We start from the raw sequence: 21,623 nt of genomic DNA, 5'->3' as shown, positions 1-21,623 counted from the left end.
TGCTATTAAGGATATAGTAAGAACCAGCTGATTTTTATCGTCTTTTTTTCAAAAAAACTACAAATAAAATAATCATTGTCACTCTTTTTCTTTCTACTGACTAAAAGACCTGTCGATTAGAAACGAGTAGCAACTTCATAAAATTAAGAAAGACAAAAAAACTCTTTCAAAGCTTTCTTCAAAGAGTCTGATTGTATATTCCTAAAAAAATATGCTTCCTATTAAAATCTATGGTTCATGAGATAGCCATCCCCACACAGTTAGTTTTTTGAGATTTCTTTATAATGAAACAAACATGAACGTTTATTAACACAGGAGTAACCCTTGATGTCTCTGTCGCTTGAAGCTAGAAGAATTGTAGGTGCAGATTACTAATTGAATGAAAACGTTAATTGATATTTTTTCATAAGTAACTTCGATATACCTATCCAATAGGAACGCATAAATAGAATCATACTTTTCAATCCCCACCCTACGCAACTGTTCATACGCGTAAAGCTACTTCCAAAATAGTTTCTTAAAAATGATAGAAAGTTGGTTTCTATTGAATTGCAGGGTTCACTAAAGAAATATCAAACATGAATTTTCAGAAAGGCTTTTTCTGATACTACTGACCCAAAGCAAATTTTCAGAGACTACGAATAACTTTTTTTCTTTTTTTAGGTCCAATCCTAGTTGGAACGACAATTCTTTCAGCTCTGAGAAGACTTTGACTTAAAATAAAAGCCAAAATATACCCCTGCAACAAATTTACTTTCATAGTGATTATTACCGAATTGATAATTCATAGACAGAAAGATAGGTCAACTTGATAATCAACATCATTTGACCACTAGAATATTTTATTAAATTATTTTATAAAAAAATCAGATTAATAAAATACTTTCTACTTTTTCATTAAAAATAGCGAAAAAACGGATAATAACATAATACACCATCATTGTATACTTTATTTAAGCAGTAATTCATCTGCAAAAATTAAAGTGAGGTTTTATTATGAAAAAAGTTATTTTGGGTACTACATTCATTGCATCTTTGTTGTTAGCCGGAGGAGTCAACGCGTTTGCTGTGACAGATATCCCTGACCCGATGACGATTCCGATTGAACTCGAATATGGAGTTGCAACATTCGAGTTTAATGACGACATCGAATTGGAAGAATCTGTACAGATTACTAAAGATTTATTAACCGACGGAACTGTGGAAGGAACTATCTTAAATGTAGGTGGTACTTTGACCAATTTAACTGCTTCTACAGCAATCGTTAATATTTATGTTAACGCGCCTGATGACATCATTGTCGACGCCACTAATCCTAACACTTTGACTGCTGAGCCCGTTGCTATTGATTCCTTAAGTACAGACATAACATTTACAATCAATCAAAAATTTGCACAAGATTTTGCTGCATTAGCAGAAGGTGCAGACGCTCCTGTGATCACTGTAACTGCTCAAGATGGTACCGATACTGGTGAAACTCCACCTTTATAATTTTCAGAAGGAAAAAAATCATGAATCATACATTCAAACACAGAAATTCTTTTCTAAGGATTTCTGTGTTGCTTCTCTTACTGACACTGATCAGCAATACAAACATCCGTAATGCAAATGCCGATGAGACGACGAACTCACTGAAACTTACTCTTAGAGAAACAGAATACAAAACTTCTGATAATACCTTGAGTATTTCTCCTGAGATGGAGACGACGTATATTGTTGAAATTACACTAGAAAATGTTGGATCCGGTGATTCATCCATTGTTGTCACGCCTTACACCTCTACTGCTCTCTCACGAGAATCAGCTATCATCTATAGCGATGACCTAAACTTACTGCTAGATGACAAGTATAACTTTTCCAATTATGCATTGATCGAATCAGAAGCATTAGATGATGATGATCAAATTGAGATTCTCCCAAATGAATCCGTTCTTGTGACTGTAACGATTACTCTTCCAGAGGAGCCTGCACGTGAAGGAACCGTGATGGGAGCAATCAATTTTAGTCAGATCATGGGTCTTGAAACAGCAGAAGATTCAGTTGGTATCAAATCTGTGTATGAGTCACTTATTTTTATCAACTTACTTTTTAGTGATGTAGAAGAGCTCAAAGACGTCGTTTATGAAGACTTCTCCTTTGTTGCTCTTCAGGACACGGTAAACCTACAATTTTACGCACTCAACTATAATCCTATTTTAGGCAACTTGAACAATGCTCTTTACGAACTAATAAATCCAAATGGAGAAACAATTGCCTCTGGGGAGTTAGCAGATTCCGTTCTTTTAACGCCGTTAACCAAATCAAGAATGCAGATCCCTTTACTAGACAATAGTGAACTTATTGAAGGCGAATACCGTTTGACAATAGAAACAACTAGAAAAGCGATCACGACTACTTTTTCTTATGAGAAAGAAGACATGGATAACTTCAAAAAAGAGAACCCTCCAACGAACACTGCCGATGTTCAGACAAATAATCAAATCCTTATCTGGATCATCTTTGTTCTCGTTGCAGCGTTGGCAGCTGCAATCATTTACATCTTAAAATCGAAAAGAAAAAGAGAGGGCTAGTTCCTCTCTTTTGTGCTGTTTCTGCTTATTCCACTGGTCATCAATTATTGATAGTTTTCTTTTTAAAATAATGTTGCGTATCTCCTCTCCGAAGTGGGACAAGAAAAACCGCTCATATCAAATAAGCGGTTTTTCCTGATATATGCCTAAATATTTTTTCTTCAATGATCATTTCTTTTGAAAAAAAGGTTGCTGTCTCGCACTGGCTTTTCTTCCCTAAAAAAAACTCAGTACTAGCCTCATCCTCGACATCACTGATTGAATCTTCTAGTTTGGTAGAATCATTATCAAGTGAGTCTTCTTCCAAGTTTGCTTGTTCGTCGTAAATAGATTCTGCTTCTTCCTTTTGGCTCTCGGATTCTTCCTCGAGGCCATCGTCTTCTTGCTTTTCATCCTCTTGGTCTTCATTTGTCAAGTTTTCATCTGGAATCTCTTCTTTTTCCTCATCCGTCTGATTCATTTTTATATCTTTCGTAAAGGTCTCTGAATCATTAATTGCTGTAAACGTGACTGATAGGTAGTACTCAGAGTTGGCATCAAGGTATTCCTTTATGTTCAATGTTGCAGCTACATTAAGAATCATTGATGCTTCATCAGTATCCTCAATCTGAATGATCAACTCTTCCGAACCGTTCACGCTGTTTAGTTCTGCTGAAAATGCTTCCCCGACAGCCGTGATTGTTACGCCAAAAGCACCTTCACTGCCGTTGCTATTGACGGTCAGCTGAAGATCCTGTGTGGTTTTCAATAAATAATAGTGTTCGTCCTTAAAATCAATCGTGTTCAATTCAAAAATCAACGTTTCGGAAACGTCATCAGCCATAGCCTCTACTGTTGGAAAGAAAAATATCGCCGAAAATATGAATAACAAACTTTTTAGCACTACATGGTCCCCTTTCTGGTTTCAGAAATCACTTTTATTTAATAAATAATCATTTGCTTTAGCAAAAGCGATAGATAGATAACTGTAAACTAGCAATAAGACTAATTCATTTTTTGAGTCGCGAAGCCATGGTACACCAACTGAAAACTTAAACCATCTGTTAGAAGTGCTTCAAATGAAGTTTCAAGGGCAATCACCGATTCATGCTCAGATAAAGAAAGCTTAGGCTTCACTAGTAGCATCTGACAAAAAGAACATGTCCCTCGATCAAATGAATAAACGACCTCTATCACTGGCAATCTATTCTGTGCTTTCCCCCTACTTTCAAACAAGGAGAAAATTTCCTGAACCATCAAATGTGCCTATGATATTTTTCTATTCATTTCAAGTGTATTTCCTTGTGGTCACCTTTAATACTACGCTCTTTTTCCGACTCATTTTATCTTCTTTTAAAAGAATGGTTATAAATTAGGATAATTGTCTAATCATTGGACGATTGCCCCCAATCATGCAACCTTCCTTCTGTATCAAAAGCACGTTTTCAGCAAAAAAAGCCCCTTCTTATCCATTTGGATAAGAAAGGACTTTCTACGATCGTTCAATTAAAAAAGATCAGCCTTACGTACAATGTTGCGCATACCTAGACAGTCTCGCGGGAAACGACTCTTACATCAAACTCTTCAATTCGACGTCTGGGTACTTATCTGCGAACCAACGCATTGCAAATTGATTTTCAAATAAGAACAATGGCTGGTCGAAACGGTCTTTCGCTAAAATGTTACGGCTTGAGCTCATACGCTCATCCAAGTCTTTCGGATCGATCCAACGGGCGATCTTGTGGCCCATTGGGGTCATAATGACTTCGGCATTGTACTCATTCATCATGCGGTATTGGAAAACTTCAAATTGCAGTTGCCCGACAGCACCGATGATATACTCATCACTAAGATACGTCTTGTACAACTGGATAGCCCCTTCTTGGACCAACTGATAGATTCCTTTGTGGAAAGATTTTTGCTTCATCACATTTTTTGCAGTGACTTTCATAAAGAGTTCCGGAGTAAACGATGGTAGCTCTTCGTAAGCAACTTTTAGTTTTCCTTCATAGATCGTATCGCCAATTTGATAATTTCCCGTGTCATAGACACCAATGATATCTCCAGCGACTGCTTCTTCAATATTTTCTCGGGTATCTGCCATAAATTGTGTCACATTGCTGAGTTTCATTTTTTTGCCAGTACGCTCAAGTGTCACGTCCATGCCTCGTTCAAAGGTTCCTGAACAAATCCGGACAAAGGCGATCCGGTCACGATGGGCAGGGTTCATATTTGCTTGGATCTTGAACACAAACCCAGACATTTCTGGTTCATAAGGACTGACTTCATCACCAGCCAAAGTTTTGTGACCGTAAGGCGCTGGTGCAAAGGACAAGAAGGTTTCCAAAAAGGTCTGCACGCCGAAATTCGTAAGGGCGGAACCAAAGAACACGGGTGTTTGATCGCCTCGTGCGATTTTTTCTGTATCAAAGGCATCACCAGCTTCTTGCAACAATTCCACTTCTTCTAAAACTTGTTGGAACAGCCCATCTTCGGCAAATGGATGATCTGCAGGAAATTGTCCATTTTCATCTAGGGCAACTAAACGTTCCCCACCGTGATTGTCAGGACGGTAAAATTCGACCCGTTGGTTATGGATATCATACAGTCCTTCTAAGCCTTTCCCCATGCCGATCGGCCAATTCATTGGAAATGATTCGATCTCTAAAAGATCTTCTAGTTCTTCTAATAATTCTAATGGTTCGCGGCCATCACGGTCGAGTTTATTGATAAAGGTAAAAATCGGAATACCGCGTTTTTTAACGACCTGGAAGAGTTTTTTCGTTTGCGCTTCGATCCCTTTTGCGCTATCGATCACCATGACCGCACTATCCACCGCCATCAAGGTACGGTAGGTATCTTCAGAAAAGTCCTCATGCCCAGGGGTATCTAAAATATTGACCCGTTTGCCTTGGTAATCAAACTGCATAACAGAACTGGTAACGGAGATCCCCCGTTGTTTTTCAATTTCCATCCAGTCGGACTTTGCGAAATTCCCAGTCTTTTTCCCTTTGACCGTACCAGCTTGGCGAATCGCGCCACCGAATAATAATAATTGTTCTGTAATGGTTGTTTTCCCCGCATCCGGGTGGGAAATAATCGCAAAGGTACGGCGACTATCTACTTGTTGTTTTAATTTTGGATTATCCATTGATTTTATTGCTCCATTTCTTGTATTTACAATGCGAACAGTGTCCATTTTAGCCTGTCGCTAGTTTTCTGACCAAATCAGTATATCATGGATAAGGGTGATAAAAAAGCAAAAAAAGACAAGAAATCCCTTTGACTATTCTCTTTTACAGAGTTAGGCAAAGGGCGTTCTTTCCATTTGATGGAAAGAAATTAAAATGCTGGCAATAAGGTATCGCTATGGTCGTTTTCTAAAAATTCGCGAACTTTATCGCTAGTCATGGCACGGCGCAAAACGGCGATTTTTTCAGAATCTTGATTGTCTTCTCGAGCAACCAATGAGATAGCAAAGCGATCATCGATCGTTTTTTCTAAGAAAAGGGCATCGGCTGGTTTCAAACCGATTTTCGCAATATAGGTTGGGTAGTTGTATACCAAGGATACATTCGGCTCATCATAGGCTTCCGCAAGATTCAGTAAATCAACAGATAACCATTCAAAGTTTTTGGGATTTTCGGTAACGTCTTTAAGTGTTCCATTGACACCAACGCCTTCTTTAAGAGTGATCAATCCTTCTTCTGCTAAAATCGCTAATGCTCGACCTTCATTGGACACATCATTCGGCAATGCGACTTTCGTTCCTTCTGGAATATCATTGATATCCGTATATTCTTTGGAATAAAAACCGACTTTTGCGTTATAGATTTTATCTAATGCCACTAGGTTTGCATCTTTTTCTTCATTATACATTTGCATATATGGTTCATGTTGCGCAAAGTTGGCATCGACCTCGTCATTATTCAGCAGCTCATTGTACTGGATATTGTCATTGACTTGGACCAACTGGATTTCCCAGCCATCTTCCACTGCTTCCGCTGCAACCTTTACGACATCGGTCATTGGTGTCGTTTGCGAAGCGACCTTGATGATTTTCTCTTCGCTTGCCTCATCAGAACCCGTACCGCAAGCCCCCAATACACCTAATGCCAATACACTCAATCCTAAAACAAATCCTTTTTTCACTTTCATTCCTCCTATTTTCGTTTATCAAGTTTTCTTGCTGCTTGATTGCCAATCCCCTGCAGGATAAAGACCAAAAGAATCATGATGATAATTGCAAAATACATGACGCCATATTCATAGCGTTGATAGCCATAGCGGATCGCAAAATCGCCGATACCACCACCGCCGACGATCCCCATCACTGTTGAATAAGAAACCATGCTGACTGCTGTCGTCGTTAAAGATAAAATCAAGCCGCTTCTAGCTTCCACCAGTAAAAACGACCAAACGTATTGCCATTGACTGACACCAAGGGATTTCGCCAAATAAGAAACTTCTTCGGGGACATCCAGCAATACTTGCTCCGTCAAACGAGCAAAAATACTCATAGCAACGATGCTCAAAGGGAAACTGGCGGGAATTGGTCCAAATGAGCTACCTAAAAGCATTCGCGTCAGTGGAATCAAGGCTACGACAAATAATAGAAACGGAAATGAGCGGATAATCGTCACAACGAGATTCAAACCCTCATAAAGAAATGAGATTTTTTTCCCACGACTGCGGCTAAGAAAGAGCCAGACACCTAGCGGTAGTCCTAAGACAATGGTTGCGAGCATCGAAATCCCCATCATGATCGCTGTTTCTTTCAAAGACTGAAGTAATTCAGGTAAATAATACAAAATACTCTCACTGATCGTCATGCAGCAAACTCCTCTCCACTTTGTCCACATAAGAGCTTTCTTTGCGGACAATTGGCTGCGGATGATTGACAAATTCCGCCGCAAAGACGGCATCTTCCAATACAAACACACGTTGACAAATTTGTCTGACTGCGGTTAGCTCATGACTAACGAAAATGACTGCTGGCTGAAACGTCTTTTGAACTTTTTGCAGTAAAGCAAGTACATCGGCTTTCGTATCTTCATCCAGCGCACTAGTGGGTTCGTCACACAGCAAGATTTTCGGCTCACGGATCAACGCCCGTGCGATAGCTACTCGTTGTTTCTCCCCACCGCTCAACTTGGCTGGATAACTGTCGGCTTTGTCTTCCATCCCAACAAATGAAAGCATCTCCAACACCTTCTCCGATGATTTCCCCATTAACTTCAAGGGCAAATAGACATTTTCAAAAACGGTTCGATTGTGTAGCAGATTGTAATTTTGAAAAATCATGCCGATTTCCTGCTGCGCATGTAGCAGTTGCTTTTTGTTTAAGGGATCGATTCGTTTCCCGTCAAAGAGCAGCTCCCCACTGTCAGGTGTCTCAATTAAGTTCAAAAGCCGAAGCAACGTTGATTTCCCCGAGCCGCTTTTGCCGACGACCCCAACAATTTCCCCCGGCTGAACAGCAAAAGAGAGACCATCTAGGACGCTTCGATCGTAACGCTTTGTGATGTTGATGGCTTCTAGCATCTTTTTTCCTCCTAATCAAACAGCAACGCAAGAAATTCAGCGTTAGTCATCTGATGGATAAATTGCTCGATGGCAATATCCTTTAGCAAGCGGCTAATGGTGTTTTGTTCAAAATCAATACCTTGTAGCATCGCTTCAAGTTCACTGATCTCTTTTTGTCCAAAAAAATCACCGGTAATTTGAATCGCTGCAATCTTGCCTTTGTTGACAGTAAAATCGACTTCAACGATCCCAACCTGCGCAAACCGCTTTCTTTTTTGCCATTCAAAAGCAGGCGCTTCATTAAAAATCCACTCATTGTTCGCGTAACGTTCTTCAAACAACGTTTGGATCGCTTGGCGATCCGCATCCGTCAAGACGATCTCTTGCTCACTGATTTCATCAATCGATTCTACTTCATAGATATGGCAAAGGAGTGTATCTCGAAATGCCTTGGTATCCATTGATTGGTATTGTTCTGCCAAATACGGTTTAATATTCGTCACACTTTTCCGTACGGATTTCGTTGCTTTAGAGGCAATTTTTTCTTGGGCAACGTGTAGAACTTTTGTTAATTCTTCTAGATCCACATCATACATCAATGTGCCATGAGAATACGTTCGACCTTTTTTTGTATACATCGCATTGCCAGAAAACTTTTTCCCATCAATGAACAGATCATTGCGACCATGTACTTCTACCTCCTTGGCTCCCATTGCCGCTAAGCCTTTCATGATCGGTTGTGTTGCACTTTGGTAGTCACCAAAACTCGTGGCATCTTTTTTGGTGACAAAACTAAAGCTCATGTTGCCTAGATCGTCATAAACTGCTCCACCGCCAGATGTCCTGCGAGTCAACACGATATTGCGACTCCTTAAATAGTCAAAATCAATCTCTTGATACGCATTTTGATTTCTGCCGATTATAACACATGGTTTTTGTATGTATAACAGAAGACAAGGTTCTGAAACATCTACGTTATTCATTAAATACTCTTCAGTTGCCAAATTGTAACGGATATCCTCACTAAGCATACGGTAAAATTTCATTTCAAGCCCCTCGTTCTTATTAGATTTCTATGGATATTCTCGCTTTTCTTACGGAAAATTGCAATCAAACTGCTTAACGATAAGATACACTTGTTTTTTTATCTGTTTTTAAACTGTATTATTGATTAGATTTATCGTAACCGTTTCTTACAAACAAATCAAGGGGAATAAGTAAAAAAAAAGGAACAAAAAAGACCAAAGCAGTTGCCTTGGTCTTTCTCATTTCATTCATGCGGAACTTTAACGGCGAGGCTCATCTTCCTCAAAATCTTTGCGGAAATAGCGGCGTTCTTCTTCTGGTTCCACTTCGCCTTCTTCTGGATCATGGAAGATTACACGGATCTTCAAGACACGTGATCCTTCCATTTCTTCAGAAATCAATTTCACGTTATCCACTTCAAAGGAAAGTTTCTCTCCTTCATCTGGAATCATTCCTAAAGCAGTGATCAAGTAGCCTGCCATCGTATCGACGTCGCTCATATGCAAGCTCATATTGAAAGCTTCATTGAAATCATCGATCAGCATCCGACCTTGGATCACGTATTCTTTATCAGAGATTTTTTCATAAAGCTCTTCGACCTCATCGGATTCATCATCGATCTCACCGACGATTTCTTCAAGCAAGTCTTCTAACGTAACTAACCCAACGACTCCGCCGTATTCATCAAGCAAGATCGCCATTTGGTTTTGGGTTTTCTTTAATTCATAAAGCAAATCATCGATAAAGACTGTTTCTGGCACAAACAATGGTTCTTGCAAGATCTGCTTGATATCCATTGTTTCAAAGCCGTATTTGTAGGCACATTTCAAGAGATTTTTGGTATGCAAAATCCCAACGACTTTGTCTTTATCTTCATTATATACAGGAATACGAGAATAATTTTCTGCTAAAATTTCAGTCAAAATTTCTTCTACTGAGTCATTGATATCCACCATAAAGGCAGAGGTTCGAGGAACCATGACTTCACGGGCGACTTTCGTATCTAATGAAAAGATCCCTTGCAGCATCTCTAATTCATCTTCTTCGAAGACCCCTTCTGTTTCCAACATATACCGCATTTCATCACGGGTCATCTTTGTGTCTTCATCGTCAAATTCCATTGGAGTGATCCGCGCCAATAAGCTTGTTGAAGCAGATAAGAACCAGACAAAGGGCTTTGCAATAATCCCGATCGTTCGAATCACACCAGAAGTGAACTGGGCAACTTCTTCTGATTTGTTCATGGCGATACGTTTTGGATACAACTCACCGAAAACGATCGACACATAGGTCAAGATCGCTAAAACGATAATGTTCGCTAAGCTTTTAGCCGCCGTTCCTCCACCTAATAAAGGTGCCAGACGGGTCGACAAGGTATCTGCCAGAGATGCCCCAGATAAGATATTCACCAAGGTAATCCCAACTTGGATCGTTGACAAGAAATTTGTTGGATTATCAATGATTTTCAATAATTTTTGTGATTTGACATTTCCTTCTTCCGCTTTTTGCTCCACACGGTTTTTGTTGACTGAGACGACTGCGATCTCAGAGGCCGCTAGAAAAGCGTTGATCAATGTCAAAACGATCAATAATAAAATTTGCGCTAGAAGCGACTGACTCTCGGGGTCAGCATTCATAATAGCATTCTCTCCTTATTTTTTCATATTCTAAAAAAAATCGTGGGCTTAGCCCACGATAAAATCCTATCACAAAGTTTTTTTCTTTGCAATAAAAAACACCAGTCATTGATTACTCGATCAACCGTTCTTGATTTTTCTTGATTTTGTCATCTTTGATCAGACGAACAATAAAGACCACGATCGTCCGACAAATTGCGTAAAACGGTACTCCTAAGAAAATTCCCAGCAAACCTGCCAGATTTCCAGCGACCAATAAAACCAAGATGATCGTTAATGGATGGATCGCTAATGATTTTCCGATCACATTCGGGTAGATAACATTTCCATCTAATTGTTGGACGACTAGTACCACGACACAGCACAGCAATGCGCGGAAGGGTTCATCAAAGACCGTTACTAAGACTGCCGGAATCAAGCCAAGATACGGACCTAAATAAGGAATCAAGTTTGTGACCCCTGCGATCACCCCAAAAAGAAAGGCATAGTTGACGCCGATCATCCAGTACCCAATAAATGTGAAGGTAGCGACAAAAATACATTCGATCGCTTGCCCACTGATGTAATTGGATAGTGTCTTGTTTAAGTCACCTAGCAACCCAACAATCTGATCTCGTCTTCTTTCTGGAAAGACTGTTTTCAGATTAGGAACTAGCTTTTCTCCATCCTTCAACATGTAGAAAAGGATGAATGGAACTGTAACGATGATCATCGTCGCGGAAGCAATCGTACTGACGATCGATCCTAAGCTAGTGGATAATCCACTAAGAAACTGCTGCAGCAAAGAACCATAAGAAAGATTTAGGTTTTCTAACTGCTGCGCGATATCGATTTGTTTGAAAAATGGATCATCTGCGATTCTTGAGATCCAGCTTTCCATATTTTTGGCAAATGTTGGAATATTTTCCGCCAATGAAGTAATCTGACTCACCAGATTAGGAATAACGCTGACGAAAATCAAGATGATTGCTGCTACTAATAACAATAGAACCAATATGACAGCAAACAGTCGTTTTATTTTTGTGGTTTTCATCAAAAATAGGACGATTGGATTTAGCAGATAATACAGAAAGCCAGCAATCAATACTGGTGCAAATAAAGTAGAAAAAAACGTGCCAATCGGTGCAAATAGAAAATTGACTTTACTTAACACAAACACGAGTGTCACTAAAACCAATGCTTCCAATGACCAAAAGAACAGTTTTGATTGTTTGAATTTGTCGAACAAAAGATTCCCTCCTTTTTTATAACATTATAGTTGATTTTGTAAAAAAAAGCTTGCGACTTTAGCCGCAAAAAAAAGAAATTTGTAAAAAAAGTGGTATACTAATAAAAATAACGGAGAAATCATAGCTGAGGTGAGTTTTTTATGCATATCGCACAAACAAAAGATACGCTAAGTGAGATCTATTTGGCGTCATTGAAAATACGAAATCAAGTGTTCGTAAAAGAGCAAGGAGTTCCATTAGCATTAGAAGTAGATGAAAATGAGGCATTGGCTGTTCATGTCGTCTTATATGACGATGACAATGAAGCAGTAGCAACCTTACGTTTTTTACCGATCTCTGATCATGAGGTGAAATTACAGCGAATGGCGGTGCCAGCTGCTCATCGAGGTTCAGGTTACGGCAGGCAGTTGATCGAGGGAGCGGAAGCTTTCATTCAAAAACAAGGAATCAAAAAAGTCACCTTAGGGGCACAGTTAACTGCCAAAGAATTTTACTTGAAGTTAGGCTATCAGCCTGAAGGCGATGTCTTTTTAGACGCGGATATGCCCCATATCAAAATGAGCAAAACCTTTTAACGAGCAGTGATTACTTAAAACAGCGACCCCAAAACAGATCCTTTCTCTGTTTTGGGGTCGCTGCTTTTTATTCCTCTGCTTCAACGATCTCTTCAATCGCTGTAAGCAGTGCTTGCGCCACCCTTTGATCATAGCCTTCACTTGTAATCACTGCCAGATCAGTGTCACTGTTCAGATAGCCTAACTCCAACAAAACTGCTGGAATATATTGCTCTCGTAAAACATAATAGTTACCAAAACGAGTGCCGTTGGAACTCAGTGCCACTGAACTACTCAAACTGGAAGTGATCGTTTCTGCCATCTCTTTTGCCCCAGTATAGTAATAGTAAGTTGTCAGTCCTTGATTGCTGTTTGGTAGCTCTGAATTATCGTAATGAATGCTGATAAATAGATTTGGTTCCTCCGAGAGTGAAGCTGCAGTAATTTCAGACAGCGCTAAATAGCGATCTTCGGTGCGTGTATAACTGACTTGAATTCCCGCTTGTGTCAGTACTTCGCCGATCGTTTGGACGGTGGCTAACGTCAAATCTTTTTCCAGGATCGTTTGATCCGTTGACAGTGCCCCAGAATCTTCGCCGCCGTGCCCCGCATCAAGAACGACTTTATAGTCTGACAATTTTTTCGGCGTCTCCGAAAGTGGAACTTCTTGGATGGATGCAGAATGCTTTTCAATGTAACCTGTTATTCCATCGTCAGTTTGGATTTCAACCATCTCTTCTGTTTGACTAAGTACGGTTGCCCAACTTCCACGGTGGATCTTCCCGATGACGGTCTCTTGACTTGTTGTCTGATAGATCGATACATAATCGTTCTCACTTTCAATCGTTGCATCGTATTCTGAGGGATCCACGTAAATTTGGACCATGCTTGCCGTTTGAGCGACCTCTTCTGCTTGTGCGTCCGACTCGGTTTGAGCCGTGCTTTCTTGAGTCTCTTCTTGAACAAAATGATCATTTCTCAACACGGCAAAACCTGCCGCAAAAATTAGAATCATGGTAGTACCGATAACAAGCTTCCCTTTTTTCTTCATTTGCTTCCCCCACTTTTTTCTTGGTCTTTCTATCATGGGACTAGCAGCTTAAACAGAACTTAAAGGCAACTGCTAGAAGCAACCCTCTCACAGCACAAAAAAACTTCAACCGAAATGGTTGAAGTTTCTCGGGAAAAATGAGCGATCCGACCCATTTCACTTATTTTTGAGACAACTGCTTGTAGCGATCATACCAAATGTCCACATACCCTTGCGAAAAGGGTCCTTTGCCATTATTGATCCAATCTACTAAAATTTTGACATTTTCTTTCAAGATAAAATCAATGTCTTGCGGATATTGCATAATCTTACTGTGCAATTCATACTCATCCACATCTAGTAAACGTTTCTCGCCATCAGGAAATACTTTGATATCAAGGTCATAATCGATATATTTCAATGCCTCTTCATCAAGTAAATACGGTGAAGCAAGATTACAATAATAGGAAACCCCCTTTTCTCGAATCATTGCAATAACATTAAACCAGTATTTTTTATGAAAATATACAATTGCTGGTTCACGGGTAACCCAGCGTCTTCCATCTGATTCGGTCACTAATGTATGATCGTTGACCCCTATCACTGAGAATTCACTGGTCTTTAAGACCATCGTATCCCGCCACGTTCGATGCAAATTGCCGTCATGTTTGTAGCTTTGAATGCTGACAAACTCTCCTTCTTTTGGAACTCGCATAGCAACCCTTCCCTCAGCAAGAAAACTTGCGTTTTGTTTGGGTGTTCATTACACCGACATCGTTAATATTATAGCAATAAAAGAAAGCTTTGCCTAGAAATCTTTATCGAGTTTCTGATATTTCTTTAATTGATCCACCAATTTCTGCTGAGGTTTTGGGAAAACATAGTTTTGAAAGGATTCTTTTGCTGCCCATTCGCTGTCTCGTAACGTGAGCTCTCCACGTTTTCTGCCGTAAAATAAAAGGACGTGCCATTTCAAATGACTAAAGATATGAGTGATCTCGCCAAAATGTCGTTTTTGCCAAACGACAGGCAGATCAGGAAAAATCTCGAGCGCATCATCTTCGGCAATCAAATCCAACTGCAGCTGCTCCTCTTTTGCCCATGCTCGCTGCAGAGCCTCGTACTGTTCTTTCGTCACTTCTACCAATGGAAAATGCCACATAGAAGCCAATAAGCCTGTTTCAGGTCGCTGAACGAGTAAAAACGAGCCTTGATCTTCGATGGCGCCTGCGATGTAATAGACATCTTTTGGCTTTGCTTTTTTCGATTTCACTGGAAAGTCTGTTTGTCGATTCTGCGCATAAGCAAGACAATACTGACTGATGGGACACTCTTCACATTTCGGTGTGGTGGGTGTACAGATTCGTGAGCCAAGATCCATCAAGGCTTGATTAAACTCACCGGGTTCATCGGGGGAAATGATCGTTCTCATCGCTTCGTCGAATGGTCTTCGGCTGCTGGCTTTCGCAATATCTGCTTCGATACAAAATAACCGACTGACGACCCGCATCACATTTCCATCGATTGCCGGTTCTGGCAAGCCAAAAGCAATACTGCCAATGGCTCCAGCTGTGTAGGGACCAATTCCTTTTAGTGAGCGAATCTCCTCAATTGATTGGGGCATTTCTCCGTCGAATTCGGCAACGATTTGCTGGGCGGCAGCCTTAAGGTTACGGGCACGAGAGTAATAACCTAGACCTTCCCAAACCTTTAAAAGCTTTTGTTCTTCGGCTGCCGCCAAGTCTTGGATCGTCGGGAATTGTTCCATAAAACGATAGAAATAGCCAATCACTGTCTCCACTCGTGTTTGTTGAAGCATGATCTCTGAGATCCAGATTGCATACGGATCGTTGGTCGCCCGCCAAGGGAGATTGCGTTTTTCTTTATGATACCAAGTTAAAAATGTTTCTTGGAACGTCTTGATTTTTTCTTCATCCCAAGTTTCCCATTGCTTACTCATCCATTACTTCCTCATCTAAGAATCGTTGTATATCATCGATGGCAAACCCTTTTTGATAAAGGCCTTGCTTGATTTTCATTTTTCGTTTCATCAACGGTAACCGCTGATGCCGCCGCATAAGTCGGGCACCTTCTCTTTGGAGCGCTTCATTTTCTTGGTCCTCATCTTTTTCCATCGGTAATTCATCCAAAATCATCTGAATGACTCCTTGATGAAAACCTTTTTGCATCAAATGCATTTTTATCTTTTGGACCATTTCTTTATGGCTTTTGTTGTGAAAACGACGCATCGCTTTTTCAGCCGTATGATAACCGACTTCAAACTGCATTTCCTCGGTATACAAAGGCAATACTTCCTGAATCACGGGATCTTTTAATCCTTTTTTTCTCAATTGCTGACTGATGACCACGGGTCCTTTATCACTCATACGGACTTGGGTGCGAATGTAGCTTTCTCCGTAGTTTTTGTCATCGATCAAATTCAGCTCTTTCAGACGTTCAACGACTAAGTCTCGGTCTTGTTTTTCGATTTCTTTGTCTTTCAAATAGGTACGGACTTCCATTTCAGAACGCAGCTGATAGCTGATATAGTTCATGGCTTGCTGCAATCCTAAATCAAACCCCGCACTTTTTTTGATTTCTTTTAATTCTTCTTCACTCAGTTCCTTGCCTTTTAATAGCCGAAAACGGACCAAAAGATCTTCTGAGACCCGCAGTGTTTCACCTTCTGATGTCGCCACTTCATAAAATGGTCCTTTTCCTTTATTGATACGAATAATTGTATTCATCTTCTTCACCTCGCGAACGTACATTCTATTTTACCACAACTACGATGAAATTCCTTCTAATCAAGCTGAAAAAATGTGGTAAAATGAACTGACTATTTTATTTAAGGAGTTCACATGGCAAATACACAAGTCCAGCTTGGACAAAAACTACAACTAACGATCAAACGCTTGGGGATCAACGGAGAAGGCATCGGGTATTACAAAAAGCTGATCATCTTTGTTCCCCGTGTTCTGCCGGGGGAACAGGTCATTGCCGAAGTCACCAAAGCATCTCCCCGCTTTGCGGAAGCCAAGATGACCAAAATCATCAAGCCAAGCAGCGATCGCATCCAACCACCCTGCAAGTTTTACGACCGGTGCGGCGGCTGCCAATTGCAGCACTTAGTCTACGACAAACAATTAGACTTCAAAAAAGACCTATTGAAACAAGCACTTGAAAAATTTAAGCCAAAAGGCTACCAACAGTTTGAATTAAGGGATACTTTAGGCATGGATGTTCCTTGGCATTACCGCAACAAAGCACAATTTCAATTGCGTTACAACAGTCAAACCAAACGAATCGAAGCGGGTTTATACGAAATGGAGTCTCATCGCTTAGTCGCCATTGATGATTGCCTCGTACAAGAACAAGATACACAAAAAGTGATCAACGGCATCGTCCAATTGTTGAATAAATACCAGATCCCGATTTACGATGAACGCAAGAACAGCGGGATTCTACGGACATTGATGGTTCGTATCGGGATCGCGACTGGCGAAGTTCAAGTCGTGTTCATTACCAACTCTGTCAAACTGCCGCAAAAAAATGCGCTGATTCGCGAGATCAATCAGCGCTTGCCGCAAGTCGTTTCCATCATGCAAAATGTGCAAAACAAAAAAACGTCCGTCGTCATGGGAGAGGAAACGATTCATCTTTGGGGCAAAGAAGCGATCGAAGAACGGTTGAATGAACTGACCTTCGACTTGTCCGCCCGCGCATTCTTCCAGCTGAATCCACAGCAAACCAGCATCTTGTATCAAGAAGGGTTAAAAGCCCTTGACTTGAGCAAAAATGAAACAGTCGTTGATGCCTATTGCGGTGTGGGAACGATTGGGTTGAGCGTGGCTCCATATGCCAAAGAAGTCCGCGGCATGGACATTATTCCTCAAGCAATTGAAAATGCCCAAGAAAATGCACGCCGCATTGATGCCCAAAATACCCATTATGAAACGGGGACTGCAGAAGAGCTCTTACCAAAATGGTTCAATGAAGGCTTCAAACCTGATAGCATCATTGTTGATCCGCCAAGGACAGGCTTGGATGAACGATTATTGCAAGCTTTGCTGAAACAACCACCGAAGAAGATGGTCTATATATCTTGTAATGTTTCTACTTTAGCAAGAGACTTGGTCCAATTAGCCAAAGTGTTTCACGTAGAATATCTGCAATCAGTAGATATGTTTCCACAAACCGCCCGCTGCGAAGTAGTGGTAAAATTGACCCGCAAATAAGCATTCGCCTGACAAATCATCTTGTGATCTGTCGGGCGAATGCTGTTTTCGTTGTCTTTTAAGTATAACGATTAATTGATTTGTAAGACGAGGACTTTCGTGGCAATAAAGGTGTCCCCTACTCGCTGCCCATAAAGACTTACCGATCGTTCAAGCTGCAGATCCGCACGTGACCCCTCCACGATTCGAGAATTATGTGATTGCGCATCATATAGAATTACTTTTATCTCAGTCTCGCTAGTAATCGTAAAGGATAATCTTTCCTCAGATGCGATCGCCATATCAAAGACTTCGCCGTCTTCCCCTGTTCCTTGAGAAATGTTCGTCAACTCCATCTCAAAACGATCACCATCAATAAAAATGAGTGTGCCCGTTTCATCTGCTTGTGCCAATTCCTCATTCGCTCGCTCTGCATCTGTCTGAGTCACTTGTTGTGCTTTTGTCTGATCGGTTTGATCGATTTGATCGTGATTATTTTGCGTCTCGTCTCCACTTTGACTTGATTGTGTTTGCGTTTGCGGCGTATTGACTTGGTTGTTGATGGGTACGTTGTCGTTGTTTGTCTGTGGGTCATTCGTAGCAACACCACAACCACTAAGTAATGCCACAAACAAGATAATTGCTGTTTGTTTTTTTATCATAAAAAACACCTTCCTTTTATTCATAGCGTAATGCTTCGATCGGTTTTAATTTCGACGCTTTATAAGCGGGTAAGTAACCAAAAATAGTACCGATCAGCATTGAAAATGACACACTGATCAAAATGGATAACAATGAGATCGTCATCGGATACTCTAACAGACGCAAAGCGATCAGACTGATCAACAGACCGACGATGATGCCAATCAGCCCCCCGATCACCGATAAAGCGATTGCTTCTGTCAAAAATTGCTGCAAAATCACTTTACGTTTGGCACCCAATGCTTTCTTCAAACCGATCTCTCTGGTACGCTCTGTCACACTGACCAGCATCGTATTCATTACTCCGATCCCACCGACGAGTAAGGAAATGCTAGCAATTCCCCCCAGTAAAATCATATTCGATCGATTGATATCATCGGTCATTTTCTGCACTTCATCATAGTTGCGAATGGAAAAAACAAAATCTGAAGGCGGAATACTCTTGGTCAATTCATGGCTGGCTTGGACGACTGCTGATTCTAAGACGTCCGCATTCGTCGCCTGAAACAGCACTGTTGGCCTTTGGTTGAGCTTTCCTTCGACGAAACTTTGGCTGCCTCGAGGGATGAAGACATATTTTCCTGACAGTTGCTCCGTGTCAGAAACAGCTACGCCAACGATGCGAAAGGGCGTCCCACTGATTTCGATCAGTTGATTGATAGGATCACGATACGAGAAAAAAATTTCCGCCAAATCTTTCGTAATCACCGCAACTTGTTTTTGTGTCTGCAATTCGGTTTCACTCATTGCTCTGCCAGCAAGGATCGTATGGGGCAAAATTTCAAAGAACCCGCCATCCATGCCTAGCACTATCGTATCGGTTTGCTGGTCTCTTTGGAAAACTGTCAGATTGGCTTCATAGAACAAGCTAACGTTTTTGGCATGATCAATAGTCAACAGCTTTTGCAGCTCTCCTTCTGATAGTTGCGGGGCGTAATCAGGCAAACGATCATTTCTGCCGCTTTCGCCCGCTAAAAAAGCACTTCTGGCGTCATATTCGATCCGCATCGAGTTAGTATCACCACCAATCAGCTGCTTTTTCATGTTCTCAGTATTTCCGTTGATGATACTCACAATGGAAATGATGGAGGCAATCCCGACAATGATTCCTAGCATCGTCAACAAGGAACGCAAACGATGCTGGTAGATTGCGTGAATGGCCAAGCGAATATTTTCGGTCATCTTGCGCCCTCCTCAACAACTTCACCATCTTTAATGACGATTTGCCGCTTTGCATAGTCCGCGACTTCTTGTTCGTGGGTAATCAAAACCACTGTTTTTCCTAGATGGTTCAGCTTAGTAAATAGCGCCATGATCTCATGACTATTAGCGGTATCTAAAGAACCCGTCGGCTCATCTGCTAAAATCACATTTGCTTCTCCTGCTAATGCCCGAGCGATCGCTACTCGTTGTTTTTGCCCCCCTGACAACTGATTGATCCTAAAATCGATCCGATCCCTTAATCCGACACTTTCTAAGGCGTGAATTGCTCGAGTCGTTCGTTCTTCCTGATTGACACCAGCATACAAGAGCGGTAAGGCAGCATTTTGTAAAACGGATAGTTTGGGCAACAGTTCAAAATTTTGAAACACGAAGCCGATTTTTTGATTGCGGATCTCGGACAGTTCATCTTCACTCAATTGACTGGTATTTTTATCATCGAGTAGATAGCTGCCCATTGTTGGCGTGTCTAAACAGCCAATAATATTCATCAAGGTCGACTTGCCTGATCCTGATCGGCCCATGATGGAAACAAACTCGCCAGCATTGATTGTTAAGTTGATTTTTTTCAAAACGTGAATTTCGCTAGTGCCCTGTGGGAACGTTTTGCAGACATCAATCAGTTGGATCATTTGGTTTCACATCCATTCCTTCTTGGATCCGAACTGTTGGGAAGACGAGCACCACTTGCATATCCAGTTCACTTTCTAACAGATACATGGCTTCATCCGTTTCATCTTCCATGATTTCCACGGATAGTTTACTGATTTTATAGTCCTCAACGACGTAGATGAAGGGCCTATCTTCTTCATAAAACACGAAAGATTTGGGCAGCTTGATCGCGGTTTGCTCTTCCTCAATGCGTTCTACAAAACAATGGATGCCAATACTAGGTGGCTCTTCACTTTCATCTAAAACGACCTCAAAACTAAATTGCGACAAATTAGGGTTTGCGCCTTGTTCTTCAACCACTACCGAAGGCTCTTTCATATCCCCAACTCGGGTGATCTTTCCAGTCCATCGCTGACTGCCGCCATTACGGTCTCTAAGTTCAACTTTTTGACCAGGCTCAAGTTGATTGCGGCGAAATTCATCCACAGTCCCTTTTAAAAAGAGCCGACTGGTATCAACGATCGTCATAAAAGGATTCTCTGGAGCCGCTTCACTTGCGCTTCGATTCATTTGTCGCTCGTCCACGTCTTTAACGATTCCATCAATTTCGGCTTCCACGACGTCTGAGCCATGTTGCTCTTTGACTGAACGTAGTTCTAATTCTGCCCGTTCCAGCTCTAATTCGGCATCGCCAATGCTGCTTTCCAAGTTTTGCGCTTCTAGCAGTAATTGACTTTGCTGCATTTCCAAATCGGTTTTACGATCTTCCAGCCCTTCTTTGTCCTCTTCTTCCGCACTGGCAATTTTTTGTTTCGTCTCCTCCAGCTGATTCGTGACCTTATTGTATTGTTCCCATTTTTGATTCGTTTGCCGTCTTGCTTGTTCCACAGCTCTCGAGCGATTTGCCGTCGCCTGTTCTGCTTCTTTAATGGCCAAAGCCCCCTCAGGGTTAGAGTAAACAAAAAGAGCTTGCCCTGCTTTGACTTGATCCCCTGCCTCTACTTTTTTCTCAACAACTGATCCTCTTGAGCTATCCACCTTGACTTCAACCGTTCTTGCTGGTTCAACGACTCCTACTAAGTAAAAATCTGCTCTCGGTTGCAGATCTTGCAAAGTTATTTGAGTGATGGAAGGTTCTTCACGACGAGCAATCCCCCAGGCACTCGTCCAGCCTAAACTGCCGATGATCAGTAAACTACTGATGATCATGAAACTCTTTTTTGATTTGTTCATATGCTTTCTCAAACATCTCACCTTCCTGATTGGTTAATCGAATGACCACCTTTATTTAACCATTGTATCAATTTCTGTTTTAAACGT

The 21,623-nt window shown here is 41.1% G+C and carries 20 protein-coding genes; 4 read left to right on the top strand and 16 right to left on the bottom strand.

Annotated features, from left to right (window positions below):
• Nucleotides 1–996: 996 nt before the first annotated feature.
• The gene (locus tag IGI69_RS06925) at nucleotides 997–1,491 is read left to right on the top strand and encodes a hypothetical protein (RefSeq protein WP_087627379.1); all 495 of its coding nucleotides are present in this window, start codon (nucleotides 997–999) and stop codon (nucleotides 1,489–1,491) included.
• A gap of 20 nt (nucleotides 1,492–1,511) precedes the next feature.
• Nucleotides 1,512–2,570: a hypothetical protein gene (locus IGI69_RS06920; RefSeq protein ID WP_438740186.1), complete on the top strand. Its 1,059-nt coding sequence runs from the start codon at nucleotides 1,512–1,514 to the stop codon at nucleotides 2,568–2,570.
• A 112-nt stretch (nucleotides 2,571–2,682) separates the two neighbouring features.
• On the opposite strand, the gene IGI69_RS06915 is transcribed toward IGI69_RS06920, so the two are convergent.
• From IGI69_RS06915 to IGI69_RS06880, 8 genes are all read right to left on the bottom strand, one after another.
• A complete protein-coding gene (locus IGI69_RS06915) occupies nucleotides 2,683–3,393 on the bottom strand; it encodes a hypothetical protein (RefSeq protein ID WP_438740184.1) in 711 nt (236 codons plus the stop codon).
• A gap of 726 nt (nucleotides 3,394–4,119) precedes the next feature.
• On the bottom strand, nucleotides 4,120–5,700 hold the full coding sequence (locus IGI69_RS06910) for a peptide chain release factor 3 (protein WP_005225872.1): 1,581 nt from the start codon (nucleotides 5,698–5,700) through the stop codon (nucleotides 4,120–4,122).
• Nucleotides 5,701–5,891: 191 nt separating this feature from the next.
• Nucleotides 5,892–6,707: a MetQ/NlpA family ABC transporter substrate-binding protein gene (locus IGI69_RS06905; protein WP_016610206.1), complete on the bottom strand. Its 816-nt coding sequence runs from the start codon at nucleotides 6,705–6,707 to the stop codon at nucleotides 5,892–5,894.
• Nucleotides 6,708–6,712: 5 nt separating this feature from the next.
• A complete protein-coding gene (locus IGI69_RS06900; protein WP_159160494.1) occupies nucleotides 6,713–7,381 on the bottom strand; it encodes a methionine ABC transporter permease in 669 nt (222 codons plus the stop codon).
• The gene (locus tag IGI69_RS06895; protein WP_438740181.1) at nucleotides 7,368–8,093 is read right to left on the bottom strand and encodes a methionine ABC transporter ATP-binding protein; all 726 of its coding nucleotides are present in this window, start codon (nucleotides 8,091–8,093) and stop codon (nucleotides 7,368–7,370) included. Before IGI69_RS06895 ends, IGI69_RS06900 begins: the two co-directional genes overlap by 14 nt.
• Before the next feature lie 11 nt (nucleotides 8,094–8,104).
• Entirely contained in the window at nucleotides 8,105–9,121 is a 1,017-nt protein-coding gene (locus IGI69_RS06890; RefSeq protein ID WP_431402037.1) for a lipoate--protein ligase, read from the bottom strand.
• 240 nt (nucleotides 9,122–9,361) lie between these two features.
• Complete coding sequence (locus IGI69_RS06885) at nucleotides 9,362–10,738, bottom strand: hemolysin family protein (protein ID WP_005225867.1); 1,377 nt, start codon at nucleotides 10,736–10,738, stop codon at nucleotides 9,362–9,364.
• A gap of 112 nt (nucleotides 10,739–10,850) precedes the next feature.
• Nucleotides 10,851–11,966 carry an AI-2E family transporter gene (locus IGI69_RS06880; protein ID WP_010748066.1) on the bottom strand — a complete coding sequence of 372 codons (1,116 nt, stop codon included), beginning with the start codon at nucleotides 11,964–11,966 and terminating at the stop codon, nucleotides 10,851–10,853.
• 141 nt (nucleotides 11,967–12,107) lie between these two features.
• On the opposite strand from IGI69_RS06880, the gene IGI69_RS06875 reads away from it, so the two are divergent.
• Entirely contained in the window at nucleotides 12,108–12,542 is a 435-nt protein-coding gene (locus IGI69_RS06875; RefSeq protein WP_438740178.1) for a GNAT family N-acetyltransferase, read from the top strand.
• 67 nt (nucleotides 12,543–12,609) lie between these two features.
• On the opposite strand, the gene IGI69_RS06870 is transcribed toward IGI69_RS06875, so the two are convergent.
• The 4 genes from IGI69_RS06870 to recX form a co-directional block, all read right to left on the bottom strand.
• Nucleotides 12,610–13,572, bottom strand: a complete 963-nt coding sequence (locus IGI69_RS06870) for an N-acetylmuramoyl-L-alanine amidase (RefSeq protein WP_438740177.1) — start codon at nucleotides 13,570–13,572, stop codon at nucleotides 12,610–12,612.
• A gap of 160 nt (nucleotides 13,573–13,732) precedes the next feature.
• Entirely contained in the window at nucleotides 13,733–14,266 is a 534-nt protein-coding gene (gene ntdP, locus IGI69_RS06865; RefSeq protein WP_005225863.1) for a nucleoside tri-diphosphate phosphatase, read from the bottom strand.
• Nucleotides 14,267–14,359: 93 nt separating this feature from the next.
• Nucleotides 14,360–15,511 carry an A/G-specific adenine glycosylase gene (gene mutY, locus IGI69_RS06860; protein WP_438740176.1) on the bottom strand — a complete coding sequence of 384 codons (1,152 nt, stop codon included), beginning with the start codon at nucleotides 15,509–15,511 and terminating at the stop codon, nucleotides 14,360–14,362.
• Nucleotides 15,504–16,298: a recombination regulator RecX gene (recX, locus tag IGI69_RS06855; RefSeq protein WP_438740175.1), complete on the bottom strand. Its 795-nt coding sequence runs from the start codon at nucleotides 16,296–16,298 to the stop codon at nucleotides 15,504–15,506. The genes mutY and recX overlap by 8 nt, the downstream gene beginning before the upstream one ends.
• A 114-nt stretch (nucleotides 16,299–16,412) precedes the next feature.
• On the opposite strand from recX, the gene rlmD reads away from it, so the two are divergent.
• The gene (gene rlmD, locus IGI69_RS06850; RefSeq protein ID WP_438740174.1) at nucleotides 16,413–17,789 is read left to right on the top strand and encodes a 23S rRNA (uracil(1939)-C(5))-methyltransferase RlmD; all 1,377 of its coding nucleotides are present in this window, start codon (nucleotides 16,413–16,415) and stop codon (nucleotides 17,787–17,789) included.
• Between the two features lie 71 nt (nucleotides 17,790–17,860).
• Here the strand turns inward: rlmD and IGI69_RS06845 are convergent, their stop codons facing one another.
• Genes IGI69_RS06845 through IGI69_RS06830 form a run of 4 tightly spaced genes read right to left on the bottom strand, consistent with a single transcriptional unit; the run spans nucleotide 17,861 to nucleotide 21,536 of the window.
• Entirely contained in the window at nucleotides 17,861–18,430 is a 570-nt protein-coding gene (locus IGI69_RS06845) for a hypothetical protein (protein ID WP_254777448.1), read from the bottom strand.
• A 16-nt stretch (nucleotides 18,431–18,446) separates the two neighbouring features.
• The gene (locus IGI69_RS06840) at nucleotides 18,447–19,652 is read right to left on the bottom strand and encodes an ABC transporter permease (protein WP_438740173.1); all 1,206 of its coding nucleotides are present in this window, start codon (nucleotides 19,650–19,652) and stop codon (nucleotides 18,447–18,449) included.
• Nucleotides 19,649–20,323, bottom strand: a complete 675-nt coding sequence (locus IGI69_RS06835; protein WP_118214905.1) for an ABC transporter ATP-binding protein — start codon at nucleotides 20,321–20,323, stop codon at nucleotides 19,649–19,651. Before IGI69_RS06835 ends, IGI69_RS06840 begins: the two co-directional genes overlap by 4 nt.
• Nucleotides 20,307–21,536: an efflux RND transporter periplasmic adaptor subunit gene (locus IGI69_RS06830; protein WP_118214906.1), complete on the bottom strand. Its 1,230-nt coding sequence runs from the start codon at nucleotides 21,534–21,536 to the stop codon at nucleotides 20,307–20,309. The genes IGI69_RS06835 and IGI69_RS06830 overlap by 17 nt, the downstream gene beginning before the upstream one ends.
• Nucleotides 21,537–21,623: the final 87 nt, after the last annotated feature.

The sequence above is a fragment of the Enterococcus sp. DIV1083b genome, assembly GCF_051713705.1.
GTDB classification, from domain to species: domain Bacteria; phylum Bacillota; class Bacilli; order Lactobacillales; family Enterococcaceae; genus Enterococcus_D; species Enterococcus_D casseliflavus.
Note: the sequence above shows the minus strand (reverse complement) of the source record. Positions and strands in the feature narration are given on the sequence as shown.

Bases quoted from the DNA above. Each gene is read 5' to 3' on its own strand.
- IGI69_RS06915 (WP_438740184.1), bottom strand. From the start codon at position 3,393: ATGGCTGATGACGTTTCCGAAACGTTGATTTTTGAATTGAACACGATT.
- ntdP (WP_005225863.1), bottom strand. From the start codon at position 14,266: ATGCGAGTTCCAAAAGAAGGAGAGTTTGTCAGCATTCAAAGCTACAAA.
- IGI69_RS06840 (WP_438740173.1), bottom strand. From the start codon at position 19,652: ATGACCGAAAATATTCGCTTGGCCATTCACGCAATCTACCAGCATCGT.
- IGI69_RS06905 (WP_016610206.1), bottom strand. From the start codon at position 6,707: ATGAAAGTGAAAAAAGGATTTGTTTTAGGATTGAGTGTATTGGCATTA.
- IGI69_RS06900 (WP_159160494.1), bottom strand. From the start codon at position 7,381: ATGACGATCAGTGAGAGTATTTTGTATTATTTACCTGAATTACTTCAG.
- IGI69_RS06925 (WP_087627379.1), top strand. From the start codon at position 997: ATGAAAAAAGTTATTTTGGGTACTACATTCATTGCATCTTTGTTGTTA.
- IGI69_RS06875 (WP_438740178.1), top strand. From the start codon at position 12,108: ATGCATATCGCACAAACAAAAGATACGCTAAGTGAGATCTATTTGGCG.
- rlmD (WP_438740174.1), top strand. From the start codon at position 16,413: ATGGCAAATACACAAGTCCAGCTTGGACAAAAACTACAACTAACGATC.
- IGI69_RS06890 (WP_431402037.1), bottom strand. From the start codon at position 9,121: ATGAAATTTTACCGTATGCTTAGTGAGGATATCCGTTACAATTTGGCA.
- IGI69_RS06895 (WP_438740181.1), bottom strand. From the start codon at position 8,093: ATGCTAGAAGCCATCAACATCACAAAGCGTTACGATCGAAGCGTCCTA.
- IGI69_RS06885 (WP_005225867.1), bottom strand. From the start codon at position 10,738: ATGAATGCTGACCCCGAGAGTCAGTCGCTTCTAGCGCAAATTTTATTA.
- IGI69_RS06910 (WP_005225872.1), bottom strand. From the start codon at position 5,700: ATGGATAATCCAAAATTAAAACAACAAGTAGATAGTCGCCGTACCTTT.
- IGI69_RS06920 (WP_438740186.1), top strand. From the start codon at position 1,512: ATGAATCATACATTCAAACACAGAAATTCTTTTCTAAGGATTTCTGTG.
- mutY (WP_438740176.1), bottom strand. From the start codon at position 15,511: ATGAGTAAGCAATGGGAAACTTGGGATGAAGAAAAAATCAAGACGTTC.
- IGI69_RS06835 (WP_118214905.1), bottom strand. From the start codon at position 20,323: ATGATCCAACTGATTGATGTCTGCAAAACGTTCCCACAGGGCACTAGC.
- recX (WP_438740175.1), bottom strand. From the start codon at position 16,298: ATGAATACAATTATTCGTATCAATAAAGGAAAAGGACCATTTTATGAA.
- IGI69_RS06830 (WP_118214906.1), bottom strand. From the start codon at position 21,536: ATGAACAAATCAAAAAAGAGTTTCATGATCATCAGTAGTTTACTGATC.
- IGI69_RS06845 (WP_254777448.1), bottom strand. From the start codon at position 18,430: ATGATAAAAAAACAAACAGCAATTATCTTGTTTGTGGCATTACTTAGT.
- IGI69_RS06870 (WP_438740177.1), bottom strand. From the start codon at position 13,572: ATGAAGAAAAAAGGGAAGCTTGTTATCGGTACTACCATGATTCTAATT.